Below are 17,963 nucleotides of genomic sequence, written 5' to 3'. Positions count from 1 at the left end.
GAAGGGAGCAAGGATGTACAAACTGACTTCAAAGGCACTGTTTTTCGCACAGATGGGCGCGTTGGCATTCAGCGTTCAGGCGGCCAACCTTCCTGAAAACCTTCAGTGGCAAACCAATTGGGATGACCCGCTGTTCGCTTCTGAACAGGCTAAACGGGGCGGCACCCTGCGCACCCACCTTCAGAGCTTTCCGCTGACACTGCGAAGTGTCGGGCCAGATTCAAACGCGGGTCTGCGTGCCTACTTCCTTGATGGCGTTCCTTCATTGGTTACCCGCCACCCGGATACCCTGAACTGGATCCCATCCATTGCCACCGAATGGGCGTATGCCGGTGACAATAAAACCATCTATTTCAAACTCAATCCCGAAGCAGAATGGAATGATGGCAAGCCCCTGACCGCAGACGACTTTGTCTTCATGCTCACCTTCTACCGCGCCAAAGACATCATTGCGCCCTGGTATAACGATTACTACACCAAGACCATTGCTGACGTAGTCAAAATTGATGACCACACTCTGGCTGTCAGCACCGTTGATGAGAAAAACCCGGAGGAGTTGATGCTGACGCTGGGCGGTCTGGTACCCCGCCCTGCCCATTTTTACAAAGGCGGCAAGGATAAAAACGGCGATGGCATTGATGACAACTATGTACGCCGCTACAACTTCAAGGCCGAGCCGACCACCGGCCCCTACCGTGTCGACAAGATTAAAAAAGGCAAAAGCCTGACCTTAAAACACATTGGTGAAGACTGGTGGGGCTATGGCAACCGGTACTACAAGAACCGGTATAACGTCGAGAAAATCCGCTTTACCGTGATCCGCGATGAAGACGTGGCAAGGCAGCATTTTGAAAAAGGCGATCTGGACGTTTTTGACCTGACATTGCCGGAAATCTGGCATGAGAAGACCGACACTGAGGTTTACCAGAAAGGCTACGTGCAAAAATTCTGGGGCTACAACCAAACGCCACAAGGTGGCGGTGGGGTATGGATTAACACTGCGGTGCCACTGCTCAATGACTTAAATGTCCGTCAGGGCATACTGCACGCCACGGATATCGATGGGCTGATTGAAAAACTTATCCGCGGCGATTACCAGCGCAAGCCCCACGCTATCGGGTTCGGCCACGGCAAGTATGACTGGCCGGATGCAAAAGCCCCGGATTTCAACGTGGAAACGGCGGTGAACTATTTCACCAACGCCGGCTTTGACACCGTTGGGGCAGACGGCATTCGCGTCAATGCCGACGGCCAGCGACTGACTTTTGAAATGGTCTACCCTTACGCCGCGTGGACACCGCGCATGGCCTACCTCAAAGAGCAGGCCAAACTGGCGGGTCTTGAGCTTTCCCTCAAGCTGATTGACGGCGCAACCGGCTTCAAATACATGCTGGAGAAAAAACACCAACTCGCGTTTGTGAACATGGGCTCGGGCGAAATTCCAGGCTACTGGCAGTACTTCCATTCCGAGAACGCCAACAAGCCACAAACCAACAACTTCACTAACTACAGCACACCGGAGTTGGATGCCCTGATTGACCAATACCGCGTTGAATTTGATTTGGAGAAGAAATATCAACTCTCCCACCAAATCCAGCGCCTTATCCAGGATGCAGCGGTAGTGGTGCCGAGCTACATGGTGCCCTGGACACGCCAAGCGCACTGGCGCTGGGTCAGATACCCGGAAAACCCGATGCAAAAATGGACGGGCACCCTTTTCACCATCGGCCGCGCTTACGGGGATGGAACCTACTGGATTGATGCAAAGATGAAAGCAGACACATTAGCCGCAATCGAAGCGGGTGAAGCATTTGAGCCTGTCACCGTTATCGATGACCGCTACAAGTAATCACAGCGTATGGGGCAGCAAATGTCTGAATTGATTTTGCAGGTAAACGGGCTCGAAACCGAGTTCAGCACTGATGAAGGAAAAATCAAAATCCTTCATGGGGTGAACATTGAGGTCTATGCCGGGCGCACTCTGGGTCTGGTCGGGGAATCCGGCTGCGGAAAGAGTGTCACCGCCATGTCCATCATGGGTCTGCTACCCAAACCCTACGGGCAAATCACCGCAGGCGTTATCGATTACCGCGGGACAGATCTTGCAACGCTGCCCGCACAGCAGATGTACAAAATCCGTGGCAACCGTATTTCCATGATCTTTCAAGACCCGATGACGGCGCTCAACCCTGTCCACTCCATAGGGCGGCAGCTCATGGAAGTGCTGGCGCTTCACCAGGCTGGCATGAGCAAGGTACAGCAACGGGAAGCGGCATTGGCACTGATGGAAAAAGTCAAAATCCCGATGCCGGAGAAAAGGCTGGATGAGTACCCGCATAACCTTTCCGGCGGCATGCGCCAGCGGGTGATGATTGCCATGGCGCTCGCCTGCAAGCCGGATATCCTTATTTGCGATGAACCCACTACTGCGCTGGACGTCACCGTACAGGCATCCATTCTGGAACTGATGAACGATCTTCAGGCTGAAACCGGCATGGCGATGATTTTTATAACCCACGATTTAGGTGTCGTTGCAGAGATGTGTGATGACGTGGCGGTGATGTACCAAGGGAAGATCGTCGAATACGCCGATGTTTTCGACCTGTTTGACAACCCGCAACACCCTTACACCCGGCACCTTCTGAGTCTGGTGCCAGATCTGGAGAGCACACCCAAGCAACTAATTGATGTCACGCCCTACAGCGAATCACCGTCACCCCGGGAGAATCCTTGATGGAAGCCTTACTGCGCATCGAAGATCTGCGCCACTATTTCGTCTCCGGCAAAGGGATATTCAAAAAAGGCTATACCATCAAAGCGGTCGATGGGGTGTCATTCACTCTCCAGCGTGGCGAAACACTGGGGCTTGTCGGGGAATCCGGCTGCGGTAAAAGCACCCTTGGCCGCGCCATCCTCAAACTCTACGAACCAACCTCCGGCAAGATATTCTTTGAAGGCCGGGATATTACGGCCTTGAGCCGACGCGACATGCGTCCGTTACGCAAAGAGATGCAAATCGTCTTTCAAGACCCACTGGAGTCGCTCAACCAACGACATACCATTGGTATGATTCTGGAAGAACCGTTTGAAATTCACGGCATGGGAACAGTCGCAGAAAGAAAGCAGTGGGTGGCAGAGTTGCTGCAAAAAGTCGGGTTGCCCGCCGAGTCCGTTAACCGGTATCCCCATGAATTCTCCGGCGGCCAGCGCCAACGCATCGGTATCGCCCGCGCCATTGCCCTCAAGCCCAAGCTGCTGATATGTGATGAGTCCGTCTCCGCGCTGGATGTTTCTGTTCAGGCGCAAATCCTCAACCTTTTGATGTCGCTCCAGCAGGAGATGAACCTGGCCATGATTTTCATCTCCCACGATCTCTCGGTAGTCCGAAAAGTCTCAGACCATGTCGCGGTTATGTACTTTGGCAAGATGGTGGAATATGGCGAGACACAAACGCTCTTTGCCTCGCCACAACATAAATACACCCAGACCTTGCTCGCAGCTATTCCGGTCAATCACCCCAGAGACCGAAAACGCAAACGGCGGACGGGAAGTCAGGCGGGCTAGCCTAACTTAGGCCTAATCATCAAAGCTAGATACACTCAAACCACCTGAATTTCCGCAAAACAGAGATTCTGTTTCCCCCTGTACGCATAAACTTCTCACCGTATTTGGCGGTTGGGAAAAGTGATGTTCAGTGCTGTGTTTTTAATGGAGGAAGCTGGATGGGGGTTTTGGCTCTTTGCGTTTCGGTTGTGCGAATTGGAAAGGGACAATTTCGAGTTGGAGTTGGAGTTGGAGTTGGAAATCGAAATCGCAAACTCCAGACAAGTGGAGTTTAGGCAGTCCACAAAACGGCTCAAAAGAGTCTATTGAGTCGTTGGCTATTCACTTTAGATATCTCTAGTCCTGTACCTCACAGATAAAAATATCTCTTCCGTTACTGGTAAACGATTTGCCAGTAATTTGTTCTATCTGCTCAAGTTGCTCAGGGGAAACATCTGTACAATCTCCCTCAAGATGAAAGCCAAATATTCGGAAAACGTCTTCACTAGTCAATGTTGTAAGCACATGCTCTTCCAACAAATCTTCAGTTTCTTTGTCAAAAAAATCCAGTTCAAACATTTTACTTCTCTACCTTTCTTTTTGGGTCTTTGGCTTTTGTCTGCTCACCCGTTATATGGTCGAATTCACCGAGATGGTTACCATTTTTATCATAGACTTCAACTTTTCCGTGTTGCGAGTCCCATTCATAGATATGCTTCTTATCTTTCCATCGAGCTCTTTTCTTTCCACCGCCCTGCACTGAGGTTTTTGGTTTTACTTTTACCGCTTCAGGAAAGGCAGGTAAGGGCGGAGAGCCTTTAGGGGCGGGTGTATAACTCATGCCCGAAATAGGCTTACTAAACACCAAATAAAGTGGCGTTATGCCGCTATCTGCAGGAAAAGTGACGATCAGGTCAATGTGATCGGCTTCCGGGTTGGGGTAGACAAGGGTGGTTAGTTCCTGTCCGTCATCTTCTATCGGGCGCACCAGAATGTTGCTGATTTCTAACCCACTTGTATCGGGGAAGAAGGTGCCAGCGGTGAGCGCCTTGTCGCTATCGTCTGGGTACCAAGTCAGCGTGATTTCTTTATCGACTTTTGCTTCGAATCTATCTTCGACTGCTTCTGCAGAAATTCGTTTTACGGTATCGCCGTAAGGGCTACCTTCGCCGGTGTGTATGCCTATCGCCTGCGGGTTGCCGTGCTCGTCTTGATAGAGTCGGAAACGGACACGAGTGGTGGCTTCCGGCAGTTGTGCAAGCTCTTCGTCTGTGTAGAGAGTGCCGTCTCCCAGTTGTGCAGGCCAAAACGCCAGGACGAGAAAGTTTGCACGTTTGGCTGTGCTTTTGGCTATTTCGCCTGCCAACGACCAGTTCAGCGGCATACGTGATGTGGTGCCAGTGATCTTTGTCAGGGGCAATCGCCCGCTGGCGTCTAATGCCTGAGCCGGTGCCATAGCCGCCATCACACCAAAGTTAGGGGCTTTCAGATTTTCTTCACACGCTTGTGTATCACCATAGGGACGCGTGCAGGATTTGGCGAAAACTTTGCTGGCTTGGGCTGGCTTTGAAAAATTGTCTGAAATGACTGTTTGTTGTATCGGCTTCGGTGGCGGTTCTTTTATCACGGGTTCTGGTGAATAATTTGCCTCTGAGAACGAGACAAAATCATCGGTTTTCGTTGGTTTAGATGCACCAAAGCAAGGTTTTTTAGACAAGAACCGTTGCTTTACCTCAGAGAAGGCTTGGTCAGTGATAGAAATTTGATTGCTGGTATTGGCGACTAACTTTCCATTTGAAGACGTGAAAAGAGGAACCGCTGGGGTATCAGAAAGTACAACGAGTTCACCACGCGCCAGGGATGATTTGAGCGATATTCCGCTTGCGCCTGGTGGCAACATTCCTTCCAGCTCAGAATCGCTAAAGCGCGAAATATTTCCTTCAATCCGGATGGCCTCCCCGCTGGATAAGCTATCCAATCTGACAATTTTTCCCATTCCTTGGCAAATCCAATATTAAAACACCAAGGCGTTCAGCAAAAATCGTACCTCATATATCACCTGATTTTCACTTGGCTTGCCCACTATCCCAAAGAAAACAAGCAATTTTCCGCTCGGTCTTGAGCAAAATCTCGCCCAATAGGCAATAAATTGCCCGAAGAGCTTAGTCGGAGTATCTCACAACCAGACAATCGGAAGCATCGGGAGAATGCAGGCTATATCTTCTGTTTGTGTGTATTTTTCGGATTAGAAATTGTAGGGATAACTGGCAAAGTGATATTCGAGAACCATGATTTTTCCGAGAAGGAATGGGGCATGATCGAGCCATAGCAGGTCGACCTCACACGAGTAGCGGCAAAACCAACCCCATCCTAACCTTCCCCTTGAAAAGGGGAAGGGACTAAAAGCTGGAGGCGCATTTAGGTTTGGGGCATTCCCAATCTAACTATGTACTTTTAGAGCATCCTTGCTCGTGGCTTATTCACTCACTCTTAAAGTAAATTCTCTCCGCCACACGCTTCCAATAAGAGCCGGCTTCTGCTGAGGTCTTTTCGCGATCCTGCACAAACACGCCGCGGAAGCGGTACATAGTTTGTCCCAATTCATTCCGCACTCGGGCAAATACAACCATAGTGATGTCTTGTTGGAGGTTTTTCTCAATCACCTGTGCACGCTTTTCTATCGACTCGATGTTGTACTCGAGAATTTCTTTGCCGTCCTGACTGAGTTCGTTGAACCACTCGCCGTTCGGATAAAGCTTGGGGAACCAAAGCTTGTGGTTTGGATAGCCCGGCACAGAGGCAGAGGAACGCTGGAATCCAGCGTAGTTGTGACCGAAAAGATTACACACTTCAACGCTGGTTCTGAACGCCACATCGTCTTCCAGATCAACATACCCCAGCGCTTTGAATCGCTCGATAGAGTGTTCAAACTCTGGGTTCCAAGGCACAAACACGCCGTCTGACTTCTGTTGATCTACGCTGGCTTTAATCAGGCTAACTAACTCATCAACCTGCTGGTTGATATGTTCTATCGAGACGGAAGCGTCAATGCGATAAACCTCATGCTGAGTGACAGTAACAATGTCCAGCTCGCGGATTTTATCAGCGTCGATTTGCTGCTTATGGAAACCCTCATCAATCTCAACATGAAGCTGCAATTGGGGCAGATAGAGATCGGTCAGCGCAAAGCCGTCTGGCCTTAAAACATATTGCTGGGTAATAAATTTTACGTCCAGATCATCAACTTTATGGATGATGCGGGAAATGGCATAAAGCTCGAAACGTTTGTGGGTACAGCGTTGTAGCTGACGGGTAAGGTGGAGCGTTTTCATGTTGGGCTGTGTTTACGTGAACATTGACACGTTCCCAAGCGACGTTGGCTTGCTACACAGGATACTTAGAGAAGAGTTGGAGAATTTTCAGAACGCTAGATGGGTGGAAGCCTCCCCAGCCACATCCCGGCACACACGTCCCAAGCGCGGGCTGCTTCCTTCCGGATCTGACCCAGTTCACAAGTTAGTGTTGCGGGAGGACCAAGGAGGCCTCCATAGATTTGATACACCAAAAATTTCTTGTTAGAGAAACTGTTGGTTCGGGCGCATTATGTGGGATGCCCGCGCCCAATGCAAGGGGGTAAACGGGATTCACTGACTAAGTGGCGAGAAATTACCCGACACAGGGTCTGCCTGCCCTATTCTTCTTCGTTTTCTGCGCTGAGCAGATAGTCACCCAGCCATGCAATCGTCAGTGATAAAAGCCAGGCGACAAACACAGGGTTGGGTACCGAAAACTGCGGAAATACCACCAAGGTCGCGAAGGCAATGGCTGGCAGTATGACTGTCAGTTTGTCTCCTCTGCGCTCACTGTCAACACGTTGGAGTTCCTGCAACACTACCGCCAGTACGCTGCCGCAAAATGCCAGCATTGCGCCCTGTGGGGAGCCTACTATCCATAACGCAATAACCACTAACAATGGCCACCAGCTTATGGATTTCGCAGGCTTCCAGAAGTAGGTCGAGACCCACACCATGATCACGCTGAATATCTGCAGTAAGGTGTAGCCCATTGCCCCACCTAATTTCTGGTCGCCCTGCAATGCCAGCACACCGCATTCCATTGCGATAACCACAGATACCACCAGCAACGATACTTGCCAGTTGCGGCGCTCTCCGGTGATAAGCACCAATGCGGGAAGAATCATCCAAAGGCTAAGTGAAATCGCGACTGGCTGGTGCGGCATGGCTAAGCCGAACCCGATGAGCCCCAGTGCAAGAATCCAGACTGCAGCGCCGCCACGCGATGCAAACATCAACGCCGGAACGACAAATGCGATAAGGGGGATGTCTCCATCTGCAAGCGCAGATGAAAGCGCCGCGCCAATCACCATGACGGCAGCAGTCAGCATTAACATTGTCGAATACCACATATAAGCACCTCCTTGCGCTTCATGCCGACACGTATTTCATCCCTTGAAGGCTTGCTTTTCAGCTGTACCGATAAGGTATGATGCTTTAATTATACTTTTTCTCTACGGTTCACTATGCCTAATTTTGATGACCAAATCTATGCGGTTCTGATTCAAATTCCTGCTGGAAAAGTAACAACTTACGGCAATGTCGCAAAATTAGCGGGCTTCCCCCGTCATGCGAGGCATGTCGGTAAATTGCTGTCATCATTGCCGAAGGACACGCGGCTGCCTTGGTTTCGTGTTATCAACGCCAGTGGCATGATTTCGTTAAAAGGTGAAAGCTTTGAGCGGCAGCGTGAGAAGCTGCTGGCGGATGGTATTGAGGTAAAAGAAAACGGCGCAGTATCGCTGCGCCGTTTCCTATGGGATGGAGAACCTTGCTAAGGTGTTAGCGCACAGCGCTGACAACCTGAACACTGACGTTTTGCGTTTTCGCTGGGTCGGTGATCACTGGGTTAGAGGTATCGCTGATAAACAGCAATTGACCATCGACTTCAATACGCGCACTGACAGAGTAGGTGTGACCCGGTTTGATTTCAGACGGTGAGTAGCTCAGGCTGAATGGCAGCGGTACCTGCTGGCCTTCAGTCATGTACGACTGGCTGGAAATCACATCCATTGGCGCGTCTGCCAGTGAAACGTCAGCCAGGGTGACTGTCAGCTTCGCATTGGGTGGCAGCGCGATTCGTTGCACGTAAAACACATCGCCATTCACTGTGGCCATATCTCCGTCCTTCATGATGTCCGTACAGGCCGTGAAAGCGAGTACAAAGAGTGCGGCAAAAAATCCGAAAAGGGCTTTTTTCATCGTTTGGCTCCAGAGACTGACAAAAACGTCAATAGTTTAACACTGTCACCTCGTCAGCCCTGCAAAAAATTTGGCGTAAAGATCGCAGCGTTTGCGATTCACGCACTACAGGACAACAAGGTTTCGTCATCCTTTGAGCACAGGAAATTCGATGCTCGCGGAAATCTGCAACTTAAGTTTGTTAGAGTATAGTGTCTGGAGAAGTTCCAAATAATCGGTAAATTGAGAAGAATCTGTCATTTTTCTGTCAATCTGGTCTAAAGGGGATCTATGAGCACCAAATTGGAAGAGCTATTAGCGCTGTTGCAACTGGAACAAATTGAAGAAGGAATTTATCGCGGTCAAAGCGAAAACCTCGGGTTGCCTCAGGTCTATGGTGGTCAAGTTATCGGGCAGGCACTTTCAGCAGCCAAGGGGACAGTTTCCCCTGACCGCTTTGTGCACTCATTCCACAGCTATTTCCTGCGCCCTGGCGACCCGGAAAAACCTATTGTTTACGACGTAGAAAACCTACGTGACGGCCAAAGCTTTAGTACCCGTCGTGTAAAAGCCGTGCAATACGGCAAACCGATTTTCTACCTAACGGCATCCTACCAGGCAAACGAGCCGGGCTTTGACCACCAGTTCACCATGCCGGATGTGACTGGTCCCGAATCGCTGAAATCTGAAAAAGAACTGGTCGATTCCATTGCCCAGTACCTGCCGAAGAAAGTGATTGAAACCTTTGGCGGCGAACGCCCTATCGAGGTTCGTCCTGTGGTTGTGGTTAACCCGCTGGAACCGGAAAAACTGCCTGCCAAGCAATACCTGTGGATCCGCGCTAACGGCAAGATGGTCGATGACCTTCGCGTTCACCAGTATCTGCTGGCTTACGCGTCCGATTGGGGTTTTCTGGTCACCGCATTACAGCCGCACGGTGTCACCCTAATGTCACCGGGCATGAAAGTCGCCACCATTGACCATGCGATGTGGTTCCATCGCGAATTCCGTATGGATGAATGGTTACTGTTTGCTATAGACAGCCCGTCAGCCAGCGGTTCAAGAGGTCTGGTTCGTGGTGAAATCTACAACCAGAAAGGCGAGTTGGTCGCTTCTGCTGTTCAGGAAGGCCTGATGCGAAGCCGCCGAGGCTAAATGACACAAATCCCCGCTTCTGCGGGGATTTTGCTATTTAGGCAACGATTCCAACTGCTGATTTTCTTCGGCTATCTGGGGAGAAATTTCATCACTGTTGGCTTCCAGTTCCTGCAGTTTCTCTTGATTGGAAAGCGGTGGATTTTCATCCTGCGCCAGTTGGGGGTTGGTTTCAGCCAGCGGCAGGTTCGCGCTGCCCGGCTCCAGTGCCGGGGCATTCATGGGATCAGGCTGCAACTCCATCGCCGGAATACCATTGGGGTCGATGTCTGCATTTGCCAGAGCACTTCCCGCAAAGAGTAAAGCTAAAAATATTCGCTTCATTTTCTTTTCAGCCTCAAATCTCAGTGACAATTCTTATGGTCTAGCATTAAGGCTGGCAAATCGCTGTCGCAAATTTTCGATTCCGGTTTTGATGCCTATTCCCTCCTCGCGACACAAGCGGAGATACCCCATGAAATTCAAATACACCATTATGTACGTGCCTGACGTAGCGAAAACACTGGCGTTTTACGAACAAGCCTTTGGTCTGGAGCAGGCCTTTTTGCATGAAAGCGGTGACTACGGTGAACTAAGTACCGGTAACACCAAACTGGCATTTTCCTCACTGGCACTGATGACTTCGTTGGGCAAGCACCCAAGTTCCGGTAACCCGGCATCGCCCAATTTTGAGATTGCCTTTGAAACTGATGATGTGGCGGGCAATTTGGCGAAAGCCCTCGAAGCGGGTGCGGAACTGGTGGAAGATGTCAGCGAAATGCCATGGGGACAGACCATCTCTTACGTGCGGGATCTCAACGGCTATCTGGTGGAAATTTGCAGTCCTGTGGCTGGCTTGTAGCTAGGGTCTGTTGACCTTAGAGACAAAAAACCCCGCTGATGCAGTCAGCGGGATTTTCCTTCATTCTGAATCAGGCGTTTTCTTCTATCTCGCCACAGGCCTGTTGCTCAAGCTCTTTCAGATGTGCGCGGGTCTGCTGCAATTCATACATCTGCCAGTATCGCCCCTTGTTGGCGAGCAATTGCTGGTGATTCCCCTGCTCTTCAACATGCCCTTGGTGCAACACCAGAATATTGTCCGCGTCGGCAATGGTGGAAAGCCGGTGCGCTATCACCACAATGGTAATGGTATTACGCAATGATGCCAGTGCCTGCTGCACCTTTTCTTCAGTGCCGGAATCTATATTGGCCGTCGCTTCGTCCAGGATCAGGATGCGCGGCTTGTCGACCAAAACACGCGCCAACGCCAACAACTGCTTCTGCCCGGCAGAAAGCGAAATATCCCCGGTGCCGATGGCAGTATCCAACCCTGAAGGAAGGTGTCGTACATAATCAGCCAAATCCACCTGCTCCAGCGCCTGCCAGATGGCCTCATCACTGACATCACGGTCAAGGCTGACATTGGCACGGAATGAATCTGACAGCACATGCGGGTCTTGCTGAACCAGCGCAATCCCACTGCGGAGTGCATGCTGTGACAAAGTGTCAATGTCGCGCCCTCCCAACTTAAGAGAACCGGATTGCACCGGATAAAACCCCATCATCAGCGACGCAAGCGTACTCTTTCCGCTGCCGGTATGCCCAACCAGAGCAAGAAAGCCGCCCTCTTTCACCGACACATTCACATCGGAGAGTACCGGCGTTTTCCCGTCATAACTAAAACTGAGCGATGAAACCTCAATATCCCCACAAGCCAACGGACGCTCGTCATCGCCATAGGGATGAGGCGGCGCATCCATCAACTCAAACAGCCGCTCACCGGCCATGATGGCCTGTTGCAACAGGGACAACCGCTGCATCAGCTCAATCAGCGGTTCGGTAACACGTCCCAGGTAGCTGATAAAGGCATAGAGTACCCCCACGCCAATCACCTCGCTGCCATGCCAACCAAAAATCGCGGCCAGCGTTACCAGAGCAACACCGGAAAGCAAGTCGATCAATGGGCGCAGATAGATGCCGTTGATTTTGACAATCCGCACCTCGGCATTGAGGTGCTGGTCAGTCAGTGCTGCAAAGCGCTCAGAGAATCGCTGTTGCTGCCCCATCAACTGGATAAGGCTCATGCCTTGGATAGACTCACTCATGACGCTGTTGATATCGGTCAGCAAATCCCGCGATTCGCGAAACACGCCGGCAGAGCGGCGCTGATAGAGAAACATCACCAGCACTACAGTCGGGAGCAAGATGGCAACCACCAGCGTTAAACGCGGGCTTAGCAGATACATGGCCGTCAGCATGGCGAGGATCAGTGTTGTTGCCTGAAGGAAACTCGCGACCACCTGCACATAAAGCTCTTTGAGCGATTCAGTGTCATTGGTAACACGGGAAACCAGCTTGCCTGCCGGCACATAATCAAACGCAGAAAGCGGCTGGTTGATGATGCTGGCATACACTTTTTTGCGGATGGTCTGCACGATACCGATAGCAATGCGGCTAAAGCGGATACCATAGGCGTAATGCAAGACGCCGGAAAGAATGGTTACACCAATATACCCCAGCGCCAGTGACCACAGCACACCCGACGGGTAATACCCTTTGGCAAGGTAATCATCCAAAAACAGACGGATAAGCCAGGGGCCACTGACGTCTGCTACCACGGCACAAAGCAAAAACAGCGCTGCGATAGCGAAGGCCGTTTTGTCTGCCAGCAGGTAGCGAAGCAGGCGTTTTAGGGTTTCGCGTTTGCTCATAGCGCTTCCTCCAAAGCCTGCTCCAGTTGCTGATAGCGTTGCATTTCAGCGTACCAGCCATTGGCGTTTACCAATGCCTCATGGGTACCACGCTCTTCGATATGCCCCTTTTGCAACACAATGATTTCATCTGCTGATTCCAGTGCCGACAAACGGTGGGCAATTACCACCGTCGTTTGGTGCTGGGCGCGGTCGTGCAGGTTTTTAAGAATATGGTGTTCGGTGCGCCCATCCACGGCAGACAGTGCATCATCGAGGATCAGTATTTCCGCGTCTAACAACAATGCCCGGGCGATGGCAATGCGCTGCTTCTGGCCGCCGGAAAGGGTAATGCCTTTCTCCCCCACTAAGGTGTCATAGCCTTCGCGAAACTGCATGATGTCTTCATCAATGCAGGCAAGCTTCGCCGCCGTGCGGATTTCATCGCGCGATGCCTCTGGCCTTCCAAGGGCAATATTGTCTGCAATACTGCTAGAGAACAGGAACGGAGCCTGGGTCACGACTGCCATTTTTCCGCGCCAGTCATCCAGTTTCACGTCCCGTAAATCAACACCGCCATATTGCAGGCTTCCCTGCTGCGGGTCTTCAAAACGCAGCATCAGGGATAGCAGTGTCGTTTTCCCGCTGCCGACAGGCCCTGCAATACCCAGCATTTTTCCTGGCGCAAGATCCACGTTGACGTCACGAAGCGCCGGTACATCGTGCCCGCGCCAAGTAAACTTCCCAATCCCAATTGCCAGTGTTTGCCGCTGCGCAGGCAGCTCAGTATTGCCATCCAGCAGATCCGGTTTTTCATCCAAAATCTCTTTGATGCGCTTCCACGCCGCCGAGCCGCGCTCAATGATGTTAAACAGCCAGGCCACGGCCAGCATTGGCCAAATCATCAACCCTTGATACAGGGTAAAGGCTGTCAGTTGCCCGAGCGTCAGTGACCCGTTTGCCACCATATAGCCACCACCGGCGATAGAGCAGAAAAACGAAGCACCGATGGTGATATAAATCACCGGCTGAAACATGGCATCCACTTTGGCCACTTCAATATTTTTGTTACCGGTGTCATCTGCCACTGCGTTGAAACGCTCAACCTGTTGCTGCTCTAGCCCGAACGCGCGGATCATGCGGATGCCATTGAGTGAGGTCTGGGTTTCATCAGACAATGCAGAAAATGCAGCCTGGGAGTCGGTAAACCGATAGTGGAGGATGTTGCCGAAACGGTTAACCAGTATTGCCATCACAGGCATCGGCGACAGCGCCAGCAGGGTCAGCTCCCAGCTGATGGTCGTGGTCATGATGATAAGTACTGCCAGTCCGGTAATAATGGAATCGGCCAGCGTCAGCACCCCTTCCCCGGCAGTCATCACAACCGCTTTGACATCATTGGTGGCGCGCGCCATCAAATCGCCGGTGCGGTAACGCTCGAAAAATCGTGGGGAGTGAGTGGTGAAATGGCGATACAGCTTGTCACGCAGCACAGTGCCAAGCTCGACAGCTGCGCCAAACAACCAGATGCGCCAAACAATACGCAGCAGATAAACCACGCCCCAGAGCAGCACGATGGCGCCCAGCGCCAACAGCATCTGTTCGCGCGAAATATCACCCGCCATGACGCCGTCCACCAGCCAGCCAATCGCCTTGGGGGGAATAAGCTCAAACCCGGCAACGAAAAAGAAAATGATGATCGCGCCGACATAGCGTTTCCACGCCTGCCGGAAAAACCATCCGAGTTCGAGAAATATGCGCATTCTTCCTCCCTGTGCGCCTTTACCTTACAGGCCGAAGTGGGTACTCACAAAGGCAGTGCGGTGGTGTATTTCAGCGGTTCCATAGCAAATGTGGACGTCACATCTGTTAAGCCGCCAATGCTGTTTACCAGCTTCTTGTAGAAGCGGTCGAATGCAGCCATGTCTGCCACCTGCACCTTCATCATATAGTCGTACTCACCCGCCATGCGGTAACACTCCATCACTTCCGGAAACGGTGTCACTACATCAAAAAACTTCCGGTACCAGCTTTCGGAGTGATCCGAGGTTTTAATCTGCACAAACGCGGTGAACGCCAGCCCCAGGGCTTCTGGGTCAAGCAGCGCCACCCGCTTTTGCAAAATGCCGCTCTCTTCTAAACGCTTCAAACGTTTCCAGCACGGTGTGGTGGTCAGGTTTACCCGCTCCGCCAAATCAGCCAGCGAGAGCGATGCATCGCGCTGTAACCAATCCAGCAACTGGCGGTCAACTTTATCTAAAGACAGTGTCATGGTGATGTTACCGTTTTCCCGTTTGGTGGGTTAAATATTCCCCAAAGTGAATAATTGGAGAATATTTTTCCTTTTGATGGATAATCATAGAATGATTTCCCAAGAAAGGCAGCAATCAGGCGAGAAAAGGTAAAGTTTTACTTCTGGGCAAAACTTATAGTTAGGTTAATCAGTTAAATAACAGAAGAACGCCAATAATGACGCACACACACTGTACCTCTACGAACTCTCATTGGGTATGCGACGCAATTCGTAAAATCGACGCCGATTTCCAACGTTCGGCAGATACGCACCTGATCAAGCTGGACTTGCCTTATTTCACCGATATCGACCTCTACCTGAAAGATGAAAGCACCCATCCAACCGGTAGCCTGAAGCACCGCCTTGCACGCTCACTTTTCCTCTACGGTTTGTGTAACGGCTGGATTAAAGAAGGCACCACTATCATTGAGTCGTCTTCCGGCAGTACCGCAATTTCTGAGGCTTACTTTGCGCGTCTGCTAGGCCTGCGTTTTATCGCTGTTGTACCGCGCACAACCTCGAAAAAGAAAATTGAGCAAATCCAGTTCTACGGTGGGGAAGCGCACTTTGTTGAGCGTTCAGACGAGATCTACGCAGAATCCCGCCGACTGGCTAAGGAACTGAATGGTCACTATATGGACCAATTCACCTATGCCGAGCGCGCTACAGACTGGCGCAGCAACAACAGCATCGCCAACAGTATTTTCAGCCAGATGAAGTACGAACGTTACGCGGTGCCAAGCTGGATTGTGATGAGCCCGGGCACAGGCGGCACCTCCGCGACCATTGGCCGCTTTATCCGCTACCGCTGCCACCACACCCAACTGATGGCTGTTGACCCGGAAAACTCAGTTTTCCACGAATACTACAAAACCGGCGACTGCTCCCTGACGCTGGATCGCGGCGGTAAAATTGAAGGTATCGGCCGCCCACGTGTAGAACCTAGCTTTATTCCAGGCGTGATTGACCGCATGGAAACCATTGCCGATGTGGACAGCGTGGCAACCGTACATTGGCTGGAAGGCATTCTTGGCCGTAAGGCCGGTGCCTCTACCGGCACCAACCTGTTTGGTGCGCTGAAACTGGCGGAAGAAATGAAAGCACGCGGCGAGAAAGGGTCTATCGTCACCCTGCTTTGTGACAGCGGCGACCGCTACCTGGACACTTACTTCAACGATGCGTGGGTTGAAGCCAACATCGGTGATATCAAACCGACTCTGGAATACCTGCAGAAGTTTGGTGGGTAAACCACAACGCTCTTCGCTAAGGCGCACTCCGGTGCGCCCTTTCTTTATCCTGCAGTTTAGCTTGGCATAGAGCTCCTACCGCACTTGCGCTACACTCCTCCACCAAGAAACAGAATTCCGCAAAAGGATGTAGTCATGAAAAAAGCTGTTGTCGTCTTTAGTGGCGGGCAGGATTCCACCACCTGCCTGATCCAGGCGCTGTCTGAGTATGACGAAGTGCATTGTATTACCTTCGACTATAACCAGCGCCACAAGCAGGAAATCGAAGTGGCCTGTGAAGTGGCTGAAACGCTGGGCGTCGCTTCCCACAAGGTGATGGATGTGGGGCTACTCAATGAACTGGCGATCAGCTCGCTGACCCGTGACAACATTCCGGTCTCCCATGAACTGCAGGAAAATGGTCTGCCGAACTCCTTTGTTCCCGGCCGCAACATCCTGTTCCTGACGCTGGCAGGTATCTATGCATACCAACTTGGCGCGGAAGCTGTGATCACCGGTGTGTGTGAAACAGATTTTTCTGGCTACCCGGATTGCCGCAATGACTTTGTAAAAGCCATGAACAGCGCCTTGGTGCAAGGCATGGATCGCCAGTTGGAAATCCGCACGCCATTGATGTGGCTGAACAAAGCGGAAACCTGGGCTTTGGCGGATAAACTTGGCAAACTGGATTTTGTCCGCGACCAAACTCTGACTTGCTACAACGGTGTGATTGGAAGTGGCTGTGGCGATTGCCCAGCCTGTGACCTGCGCCAGAATGGTCTCGACAGCTACCTGAATGACAAAGAGGCGGTAATGGCATCGCTGAACAGCAAAACGGCCTGAAACCTTTAGCCTTTCACAGATACAAAGCAACGGAGGGCTCATAGAGCCCTCCGTATTATTCTGCTTGTGTGTTTTCGTCCGCCGTGTAGACAAGAATATCGCCCGGCTGACACTCCAGCACTTCACAGATTTTTTCCAGCGTGCTGAATCTGACCGCTTTCGCCTTGCCGTTTTTCAGTATCGACAAGTTCTGCTCGGTCACACCCACCAATTTTGACAGCTCTTTGAGCCGCATTTTTCGCCTAGCCATCATGACGTCTAGGTCTATTGTAATTCCCATAAACTTTCCTAAATGGTGTGCTGATGCTCTTCGGCAATCAATTGCGCCTCACGCATAACCCAGCCAACGGTCAGTATCATAAAGCCACAAAGCACAGTGACAATATCTACGCTCCCCAAAGACAGCGAAAGTATGCGCTCGCCCGGCGGATTATTGAAACTCAGGATGACAGAGATAAGTCCACCAAAAACCAGGTTGGCTATCACCCAAAAGAAAAACGCAAAGCCAAGGCGGCGGTAATAGTTCGCGGTATCTACCGAAAAAATGTCTCCAGTCTCGTAACGCCGAAACAGCTTCACCAGTACTGACATACCATAGAGCAAGACACCCACCGGCAGGAAACTCGCAATGATCGCAAATACGCGGGTTTCAATGGTCAAAGGCAATGCTGTGTAAGCACTGATCTCATGGGTGACGGACACAATCCCAAACCGGGAAATAAAATCCATCTCCGTTTGCGCCGTCATCCAGTAATAGATAACACCCAAGGGTAACAGGCATATCAGTAGCTGAATCGTGGATCGGATTTTACGGCTGTAGCTTTGTATTTTCTGCATCATGCATTCTCCTTAGTTGCGATCTTCAAGATAGCATCACTAACAAATAGATCAATAATAATTTATCGTTATTCGATAATTTATTATTACTGAGATTAGCAAAATGACAGAATTTGAATGGTCAATTTGGCAACAATGAAAG

Annotated in this window: 19 protein-coding genes and 1 other RNA gene; 8 read left to right on the top strand and 12 right to left on the bottom strand. The window is 51.1% G+C overall.

The genetic code is table 11. The features are described from left to right. Nucleotides 1–13: 13 nt before the first annotated feature. From KU854_RS06220 to KU854_RS06210, 3 genes are read left to right on the top strand one after another with little or no spacing between them, the layout of a single operon-like run. Nucleotides 14–1,849 (top strand): extracellular solute-binding protein, encoded by a 1,836-nt coding sequence (locus KU854_RS06220; RefSeq protein WP_218357582.1) that lies wholly within the window; start codon nt 14–16, stop codon nt 1,847–1,849. A 21-nt stretch (nt 1,850–1,870) separates the two neighbouring features. Then, nucleotides 1,871–2,734: an ABC transporter ATP-binding protein gene (locus tag KU854_RS06215; RefSeq protein ID WP_218357581.1), complete on the top strand. Its 864-nt coding sequence runs from the start codon at nt 1,871–1,873 to the stop codon at nt 2,732–2,734. After that, nucleotides 2,734–3,564, top strand: a complete 831-nt coding sequence (locus KU854_RS06210; RefSeq protein ID WP_218357580.1) for an ABC transporter ATP-binding protein — start codon at nt 2,734–2,736, stop codon at nt 3,562–3,564. The genes KU854_RS06215 and KU854_RS06210 overlap by 1 nt, the downstream gene beginning before the upstream one ends. A 336-nt stretch (nt 3,565–3,900) precedes the next feature. On the opposite strand, the gene KU854_RS06205 is transcribed toward KU854_RS06210, so the two are convergent. From KU854_RS06205 to KU854_RS06180, 5 genes are all read right to left on the bottom strand, one after another. Further along, nucleotides 3,901–4,122, bottom strand: a complete 222-nt coding sequence (locus KU854_RS06205; protein ID WP_218357579.1) for a DUF7683 domain-containing protein — start codon at nt 4,120–4,122, stop codon at nt 3,901–3,903. A 1-nt stretch (nt 4,123) separates the two neighbouring features. After that, nucleotides 4,124–5,539, bottom strand: a complete 1,416-nt coding sequence (locus KU854_RS06195; RefSeq protein ID WP_255555444.1) for a colicin E3/pyocin S6 family cytotoxin — start codon at nt 5,537–5,539, stop codon at nt 4,124–4,126. 484 nt (nt 5,540–6,023) lie between these two features. Beyond that, nucleotides 6,024–6,875: an AbaSI family restriction endonuclease gene (locus tag KU854_RS06190; protein ID WP_218357578.1), complete on the bottom strand. Its 852-nt coding sequence runs from the start codon at nt 6,873–6,875 to the stop codon at nt 6,024–6,026. Between the two features lie 110 nt (nt 6,876–6,985). Further along, an RNA gene (gene ffs / locus KU854_RS06185) (signal recognition particle sRNA small type) lies at nt 6,986–7,082 on the bottom strand. 152 nt (nt 7,083–7,234) lie between these two features. Next, a complete protein-coding gene (locus tag KU854_RS06180) occupies nt 7,235–7,969 on the bottom strand; it encodes a VP0952 family biofilm-associated protein (protein ID WP_218357577.1) in 735 nt (244 codons plus the stop codon). Between the two features lie 114 nt (nt 7,970–8,083). Between KU854_RS06180 and KU854_RS06175 the strand changes: the two genes are divergently transcribed. Continuing rightward, the gene (locus tag KU854_RS06175; protein ID WP_054778516.1) at nt 8,084–8,395 is read left to right on the top strand and encodes an MGMT family protein; all 312 of its coding nucleotides are present in this window, start codon (nt 8,084–8,086) and stop codon (nt 8,393–8,395) included. Between the two features lie 4 nt (nt 8,396–8,399). On the opposite strand, the gene KU854_RS06170 is transcribed toward KU854_RS06175, so the two are convergent. Beyond that, nucleotides 8,400–8,819, bottom strand: a complete 420-nt coding sequence (locus KU854_RS06170) for a YbaY family lipoprotein (protein WP_218357576.1) — start codon at nt 8,817–8,819, stop codon at nt 8,400–8,402. A 270-nt stretch (nt 8,820–9,089) separates the two neighbouring features. On the opposite strand from KU854_RS06170, the gene tesB reads away from it, so the two are divergent. Then, entirely contained in the window at nt 9,090–9,953 is an 864-nt protein-coding gene (tesB, locus tag KU854_RS06165) for an acyl-CoA thioesterase II (protein WP_218357575.1), read from the top strand. 33 nt (nt 9,954–9,986) lie between these two features. Here tesB and KU854_RS06160 read toward each other — a convergent pair whose 3' ends face one another. Beyond that, on the bottom strand, nt 9,987–10,277 hold the full coding sequence (locus KU854_RS06160) for a hypothetical protein (RefSeq protein ID WP_218357574.1): 291 nt from the start codon (nt 10,275–10,277) through the stop codon (nt 9,987–9,989). Nucleotides 10,278–10,407: 130 nt separating this feature from the next. Between KU854_RS06160 and KU854_RS06155 the strand changes: the two genes are divergently transcribed. Further along, nucleotides 10,408–10,794, top strand: coding sequence for a VOC family protein (locus tag KU854_RS06155; protein WP_218357573.1), 387 nt, complete (start codon nt 10,408–10,410; stop codon nt 10,792–10,794). 70 nt (nt 10,795–10,864) lie between these two features. On the opposite strand, the gene KU854_RS06150 is transcribed toward KU854_RS06155, so the two are convergent. Genes KU854_RS06150 through KU854_RS06140 form a run of 3 tightly spaced genes read right to left on the bottom strand, consistent with a single transcriptional unit; the run spans nt 10,865 to nt 14,894 of the window. Beyond that, the gene (locus KU854_RS06150; RefSeq protein ID WP_218357572.1) at nt 10,865–12,643 is read right to left on the bottom strand and encodes an ABC transporter transmembrane domain-containing protein; all 1,779 of its coding nucleotides are present in this window, start codon (nt 12,641–12,643) and stop codon (nt 10,865–10,867) included. Then, a complete protein-coding gene (locus KU854_RS06145) occupies nt 12,640–14,385 on the bottom strand; it encodes an ABC transporter transmembrane domain-containing protein (RefSeq protein WP_218357571.1) in 1,746 nt (581 codons plus the stop codon). The genes KU854_RS06150 and KU854_RS06145 overlap by 4 nt, the downstream gene beginning before the upstream one ends. Before the next feature lie 44 nt (nt 14,386–14,429). Beyond that, nucleotides 14,430–14,894, bottom strand: a complete 465-nt coding sequence (locus tag KU854_RS06140; protein ID WP_218357570.1) for an Lrp/AsnC family transcriptional regulator — start codon at nt 14,892–14,894, stop codon at nt 14,430–14,432. Between the two features lie 197 nt (nt 14,895–15,091). Between KU854_RS06140 and KU854_RS06135 the strand changes: the two genes are divergently transcribed. Both KU854_RS06135 and queC read left to right on the top strand, forming a co-directional pair. Further along, nucleotides 15,092–16,162: a PLP-dependent cysteine synthase family protein gene (locus tag KU854_RS06135; RefSeq protein ID WP_218357569.1), complete on the top strand. Its 1,071-nt coding sequence runs from the start codon at nt 15,092–15,094 to the stop codon at nt 16,160–16,162. 135 nt (nt 16,163–16,297) lie between these two features. Then, nucleotides 16,298–16,984 carry a 7-cyano-7-deazaguanine synthase QueC gene (gene queC / locus KU854_RS06130; RefSeq protein ID WP_218357568.1) on the top strand — a complete coding sequence of 229 codons (687 nt, stop codon included), beginning with the start codon at nt 16,298–16,300 and terminating at the stop codon, nt 16,982–16,984. 55 nt (nt 16,985–17,039) lie between these two features. Here the strand turns inward: queC and KU854_RS06125 are convergent, their stop codons facing one another. Together KU854_RS06125 and KU854_RS06120 are read right to left on the bottom strand one after the other, a co-directional pair. Continuing rightward, on the bottom strand, nt 17,040–17,264 hold the full coding sequence (locus KU854_RS06125; protein ID WP_054778510.1) for a helix-turn-helix domain-containing protein: 225 nt from the start codon (nt 17,262–17,264) through the stop codon (nt 17,040–17,042). 8 nt (nt 17,265–17,272) lie between these two features. Then, the gene (locus KU854_RS06120) at nt 17,273–17,824 is read right to left on the bottom strand and encodes a DUF2975 domain-containing protein (RefSeq protein ID WP_255555443.1); all 552 of its coding nucleotides are present in this window, start codon (nt 17,822–17,824) and stop codon (nt 17,273–17,275) included. Nucleotides 17,825–17,963: the final 139 nt, after the last annotated feature.

Source organism: Enterovibrio paralichthyis, assembly GCF_019209835.1.
GTDB classification, from domain to species: Bacteria; Pseudomonadota; Gammaproteobacteria; order Enterobacterales; family Vibrionaceae; genus Enterovibrio; species Enterovibrio paralichthyis.
Note: the sequence above shows the minus strand (reverse complement) of the source record. Positions and strands in the feature narration are given on the sequence as shown.

Excerpts from the sequence above, each read along its gene's own strand:
- KU854_RS06220 (WP_218357582.1), top strand. The coding sequence starts at position 14 with ATGTACAAACTGACTTCAAAGGCACTGTTTTTCGCACAGATGGGCGCG.
- KU854_RS06215 (WP_218357581.1), top strand. The coding sequence starts at position 1,871 with ATGTCTGAATTGATTTTGCAGGTAAACGGGCTCGAAACCGAGTTCAGC.
- KU854_RS06210 (WP_218357580.1), top strand. The coding sequence starts at position 2,734 with ATGGAAGCCTTACTGCGCATCGAAGATCTGCGCCACTATTTCGTCTCC.
- KU854_RS06205 (WP_218357579.1), bottom strand. The coding sequence starts at position 4,122 with ATGTTTGAACTGGATTTTTTTGACAAAGAAACTGAAGATTTGTTGGAA.
- KU854_RS06195 (WP_255555444.1), bottom strand. The coding sequence starts at position 5,539 with ATGGGAAAAATTGTCAGATTGGATAGCTTATCCAGCGGGGAGGCCATC.
- KU854_RS06190 (WP_218357578.1), bottom strand. The coding sequence starts at position 6,875 with ATGAAAACGCTCCACCTTACCCGTCAGCTACAACGCTGTACCCACAAA.
- KU854_RS06180 (WP_218357577.1), bottom strand. The coding sequence starts at position 7,969 with ATGTGGTATTCGACAATGTTAATGCTGACTGCTGCCGTCATGGTGATT.
- KU854_RS06175 (WP_054778516.1), top strand. The coding sequence starts at position 8,084 with ATGCCTAATTTTGATGACCAAATCTATGCGGTTCTGATTCAAATTCCT.
- KU854_RS06170 (WP_218357576.1), bottom strand. The coding sequence starts at position 8,819 with ATGAAAAAAGCCCTTTTCGGATTTTTTGCCGCACTCTTTGTACTCGCT.
- tesB (WP_218357575.1), top strand. The coding sequence starts at position 9,090 with ATGAGCACCAAATTGGAAGAGCTATTAGCGCTGTTGCAACTGGAACAA.
- KU854_RS06160 (WP_218357574.1), bottom strand. The coding sequence starts at position 10,277 with ATGAAGCGAATATTTTTAGCTTTACTCTTTGCGGGAAGTGCTCTGGCA.
- KU854_RS06155 (WP_218357573.1), top strand. The coding sequence starts at position 10,408 with ATGAAATTCAAATACACCATTATGTACGTGCCTGACGTAGCGAAAACA.
- KU854_RS06150 (WP_218357572.1), bottom strand. The coding sequence starts at position 12,643 with ATGAGCAAACGCGAAACCCTAAAACGCCTGCTTCGCTACCTGCTGGCA.
- KU854_RS06145 (WP_218357571.1), bottom strand. The coding sequence starts at position 14,385 with ATGCGCATATTTCTCGAACTCGGATGGTTTTTCCGGCAGGCGTGGAAA.
- KU854_RS06140 (WP_218357570.1), bottom strand. The coding sequence starts at position 14,894 with ATGACACTGTCTTTAGATAAAGTTGACCGCCAGTTGCTGGATTGGTTA.
- KU854_RS06135 (WP_218357569.1), top strand. The coding sequence starts at position 15,092 with ATGACGCACACACACTGTACCTCTACGAACTCTCATTGGGTATGCGAC.
- queC (WP_218357568.1), top strand. The coding sequence starts at position 16,298 with ATGAAAAAAGCTGTTGTCGTCTTTAGTGGCGGGCAGGATTCCACCACC.
- KU854_RS06125 (WP_054778510.1), bottom strand. The coding sequence starts at position 17,264 with ATGGGAATTACAATAGACCTAGACGTCATGATGGCTAGGCGAAAAATG.
- KU854_RS06120 (WP_255555443.1), bottom strand. The coding sequence starts at position 17,824 with ATGATGCAGAAAATACAAAGCTACAGCCGTAAAATCCGATCCACGATT.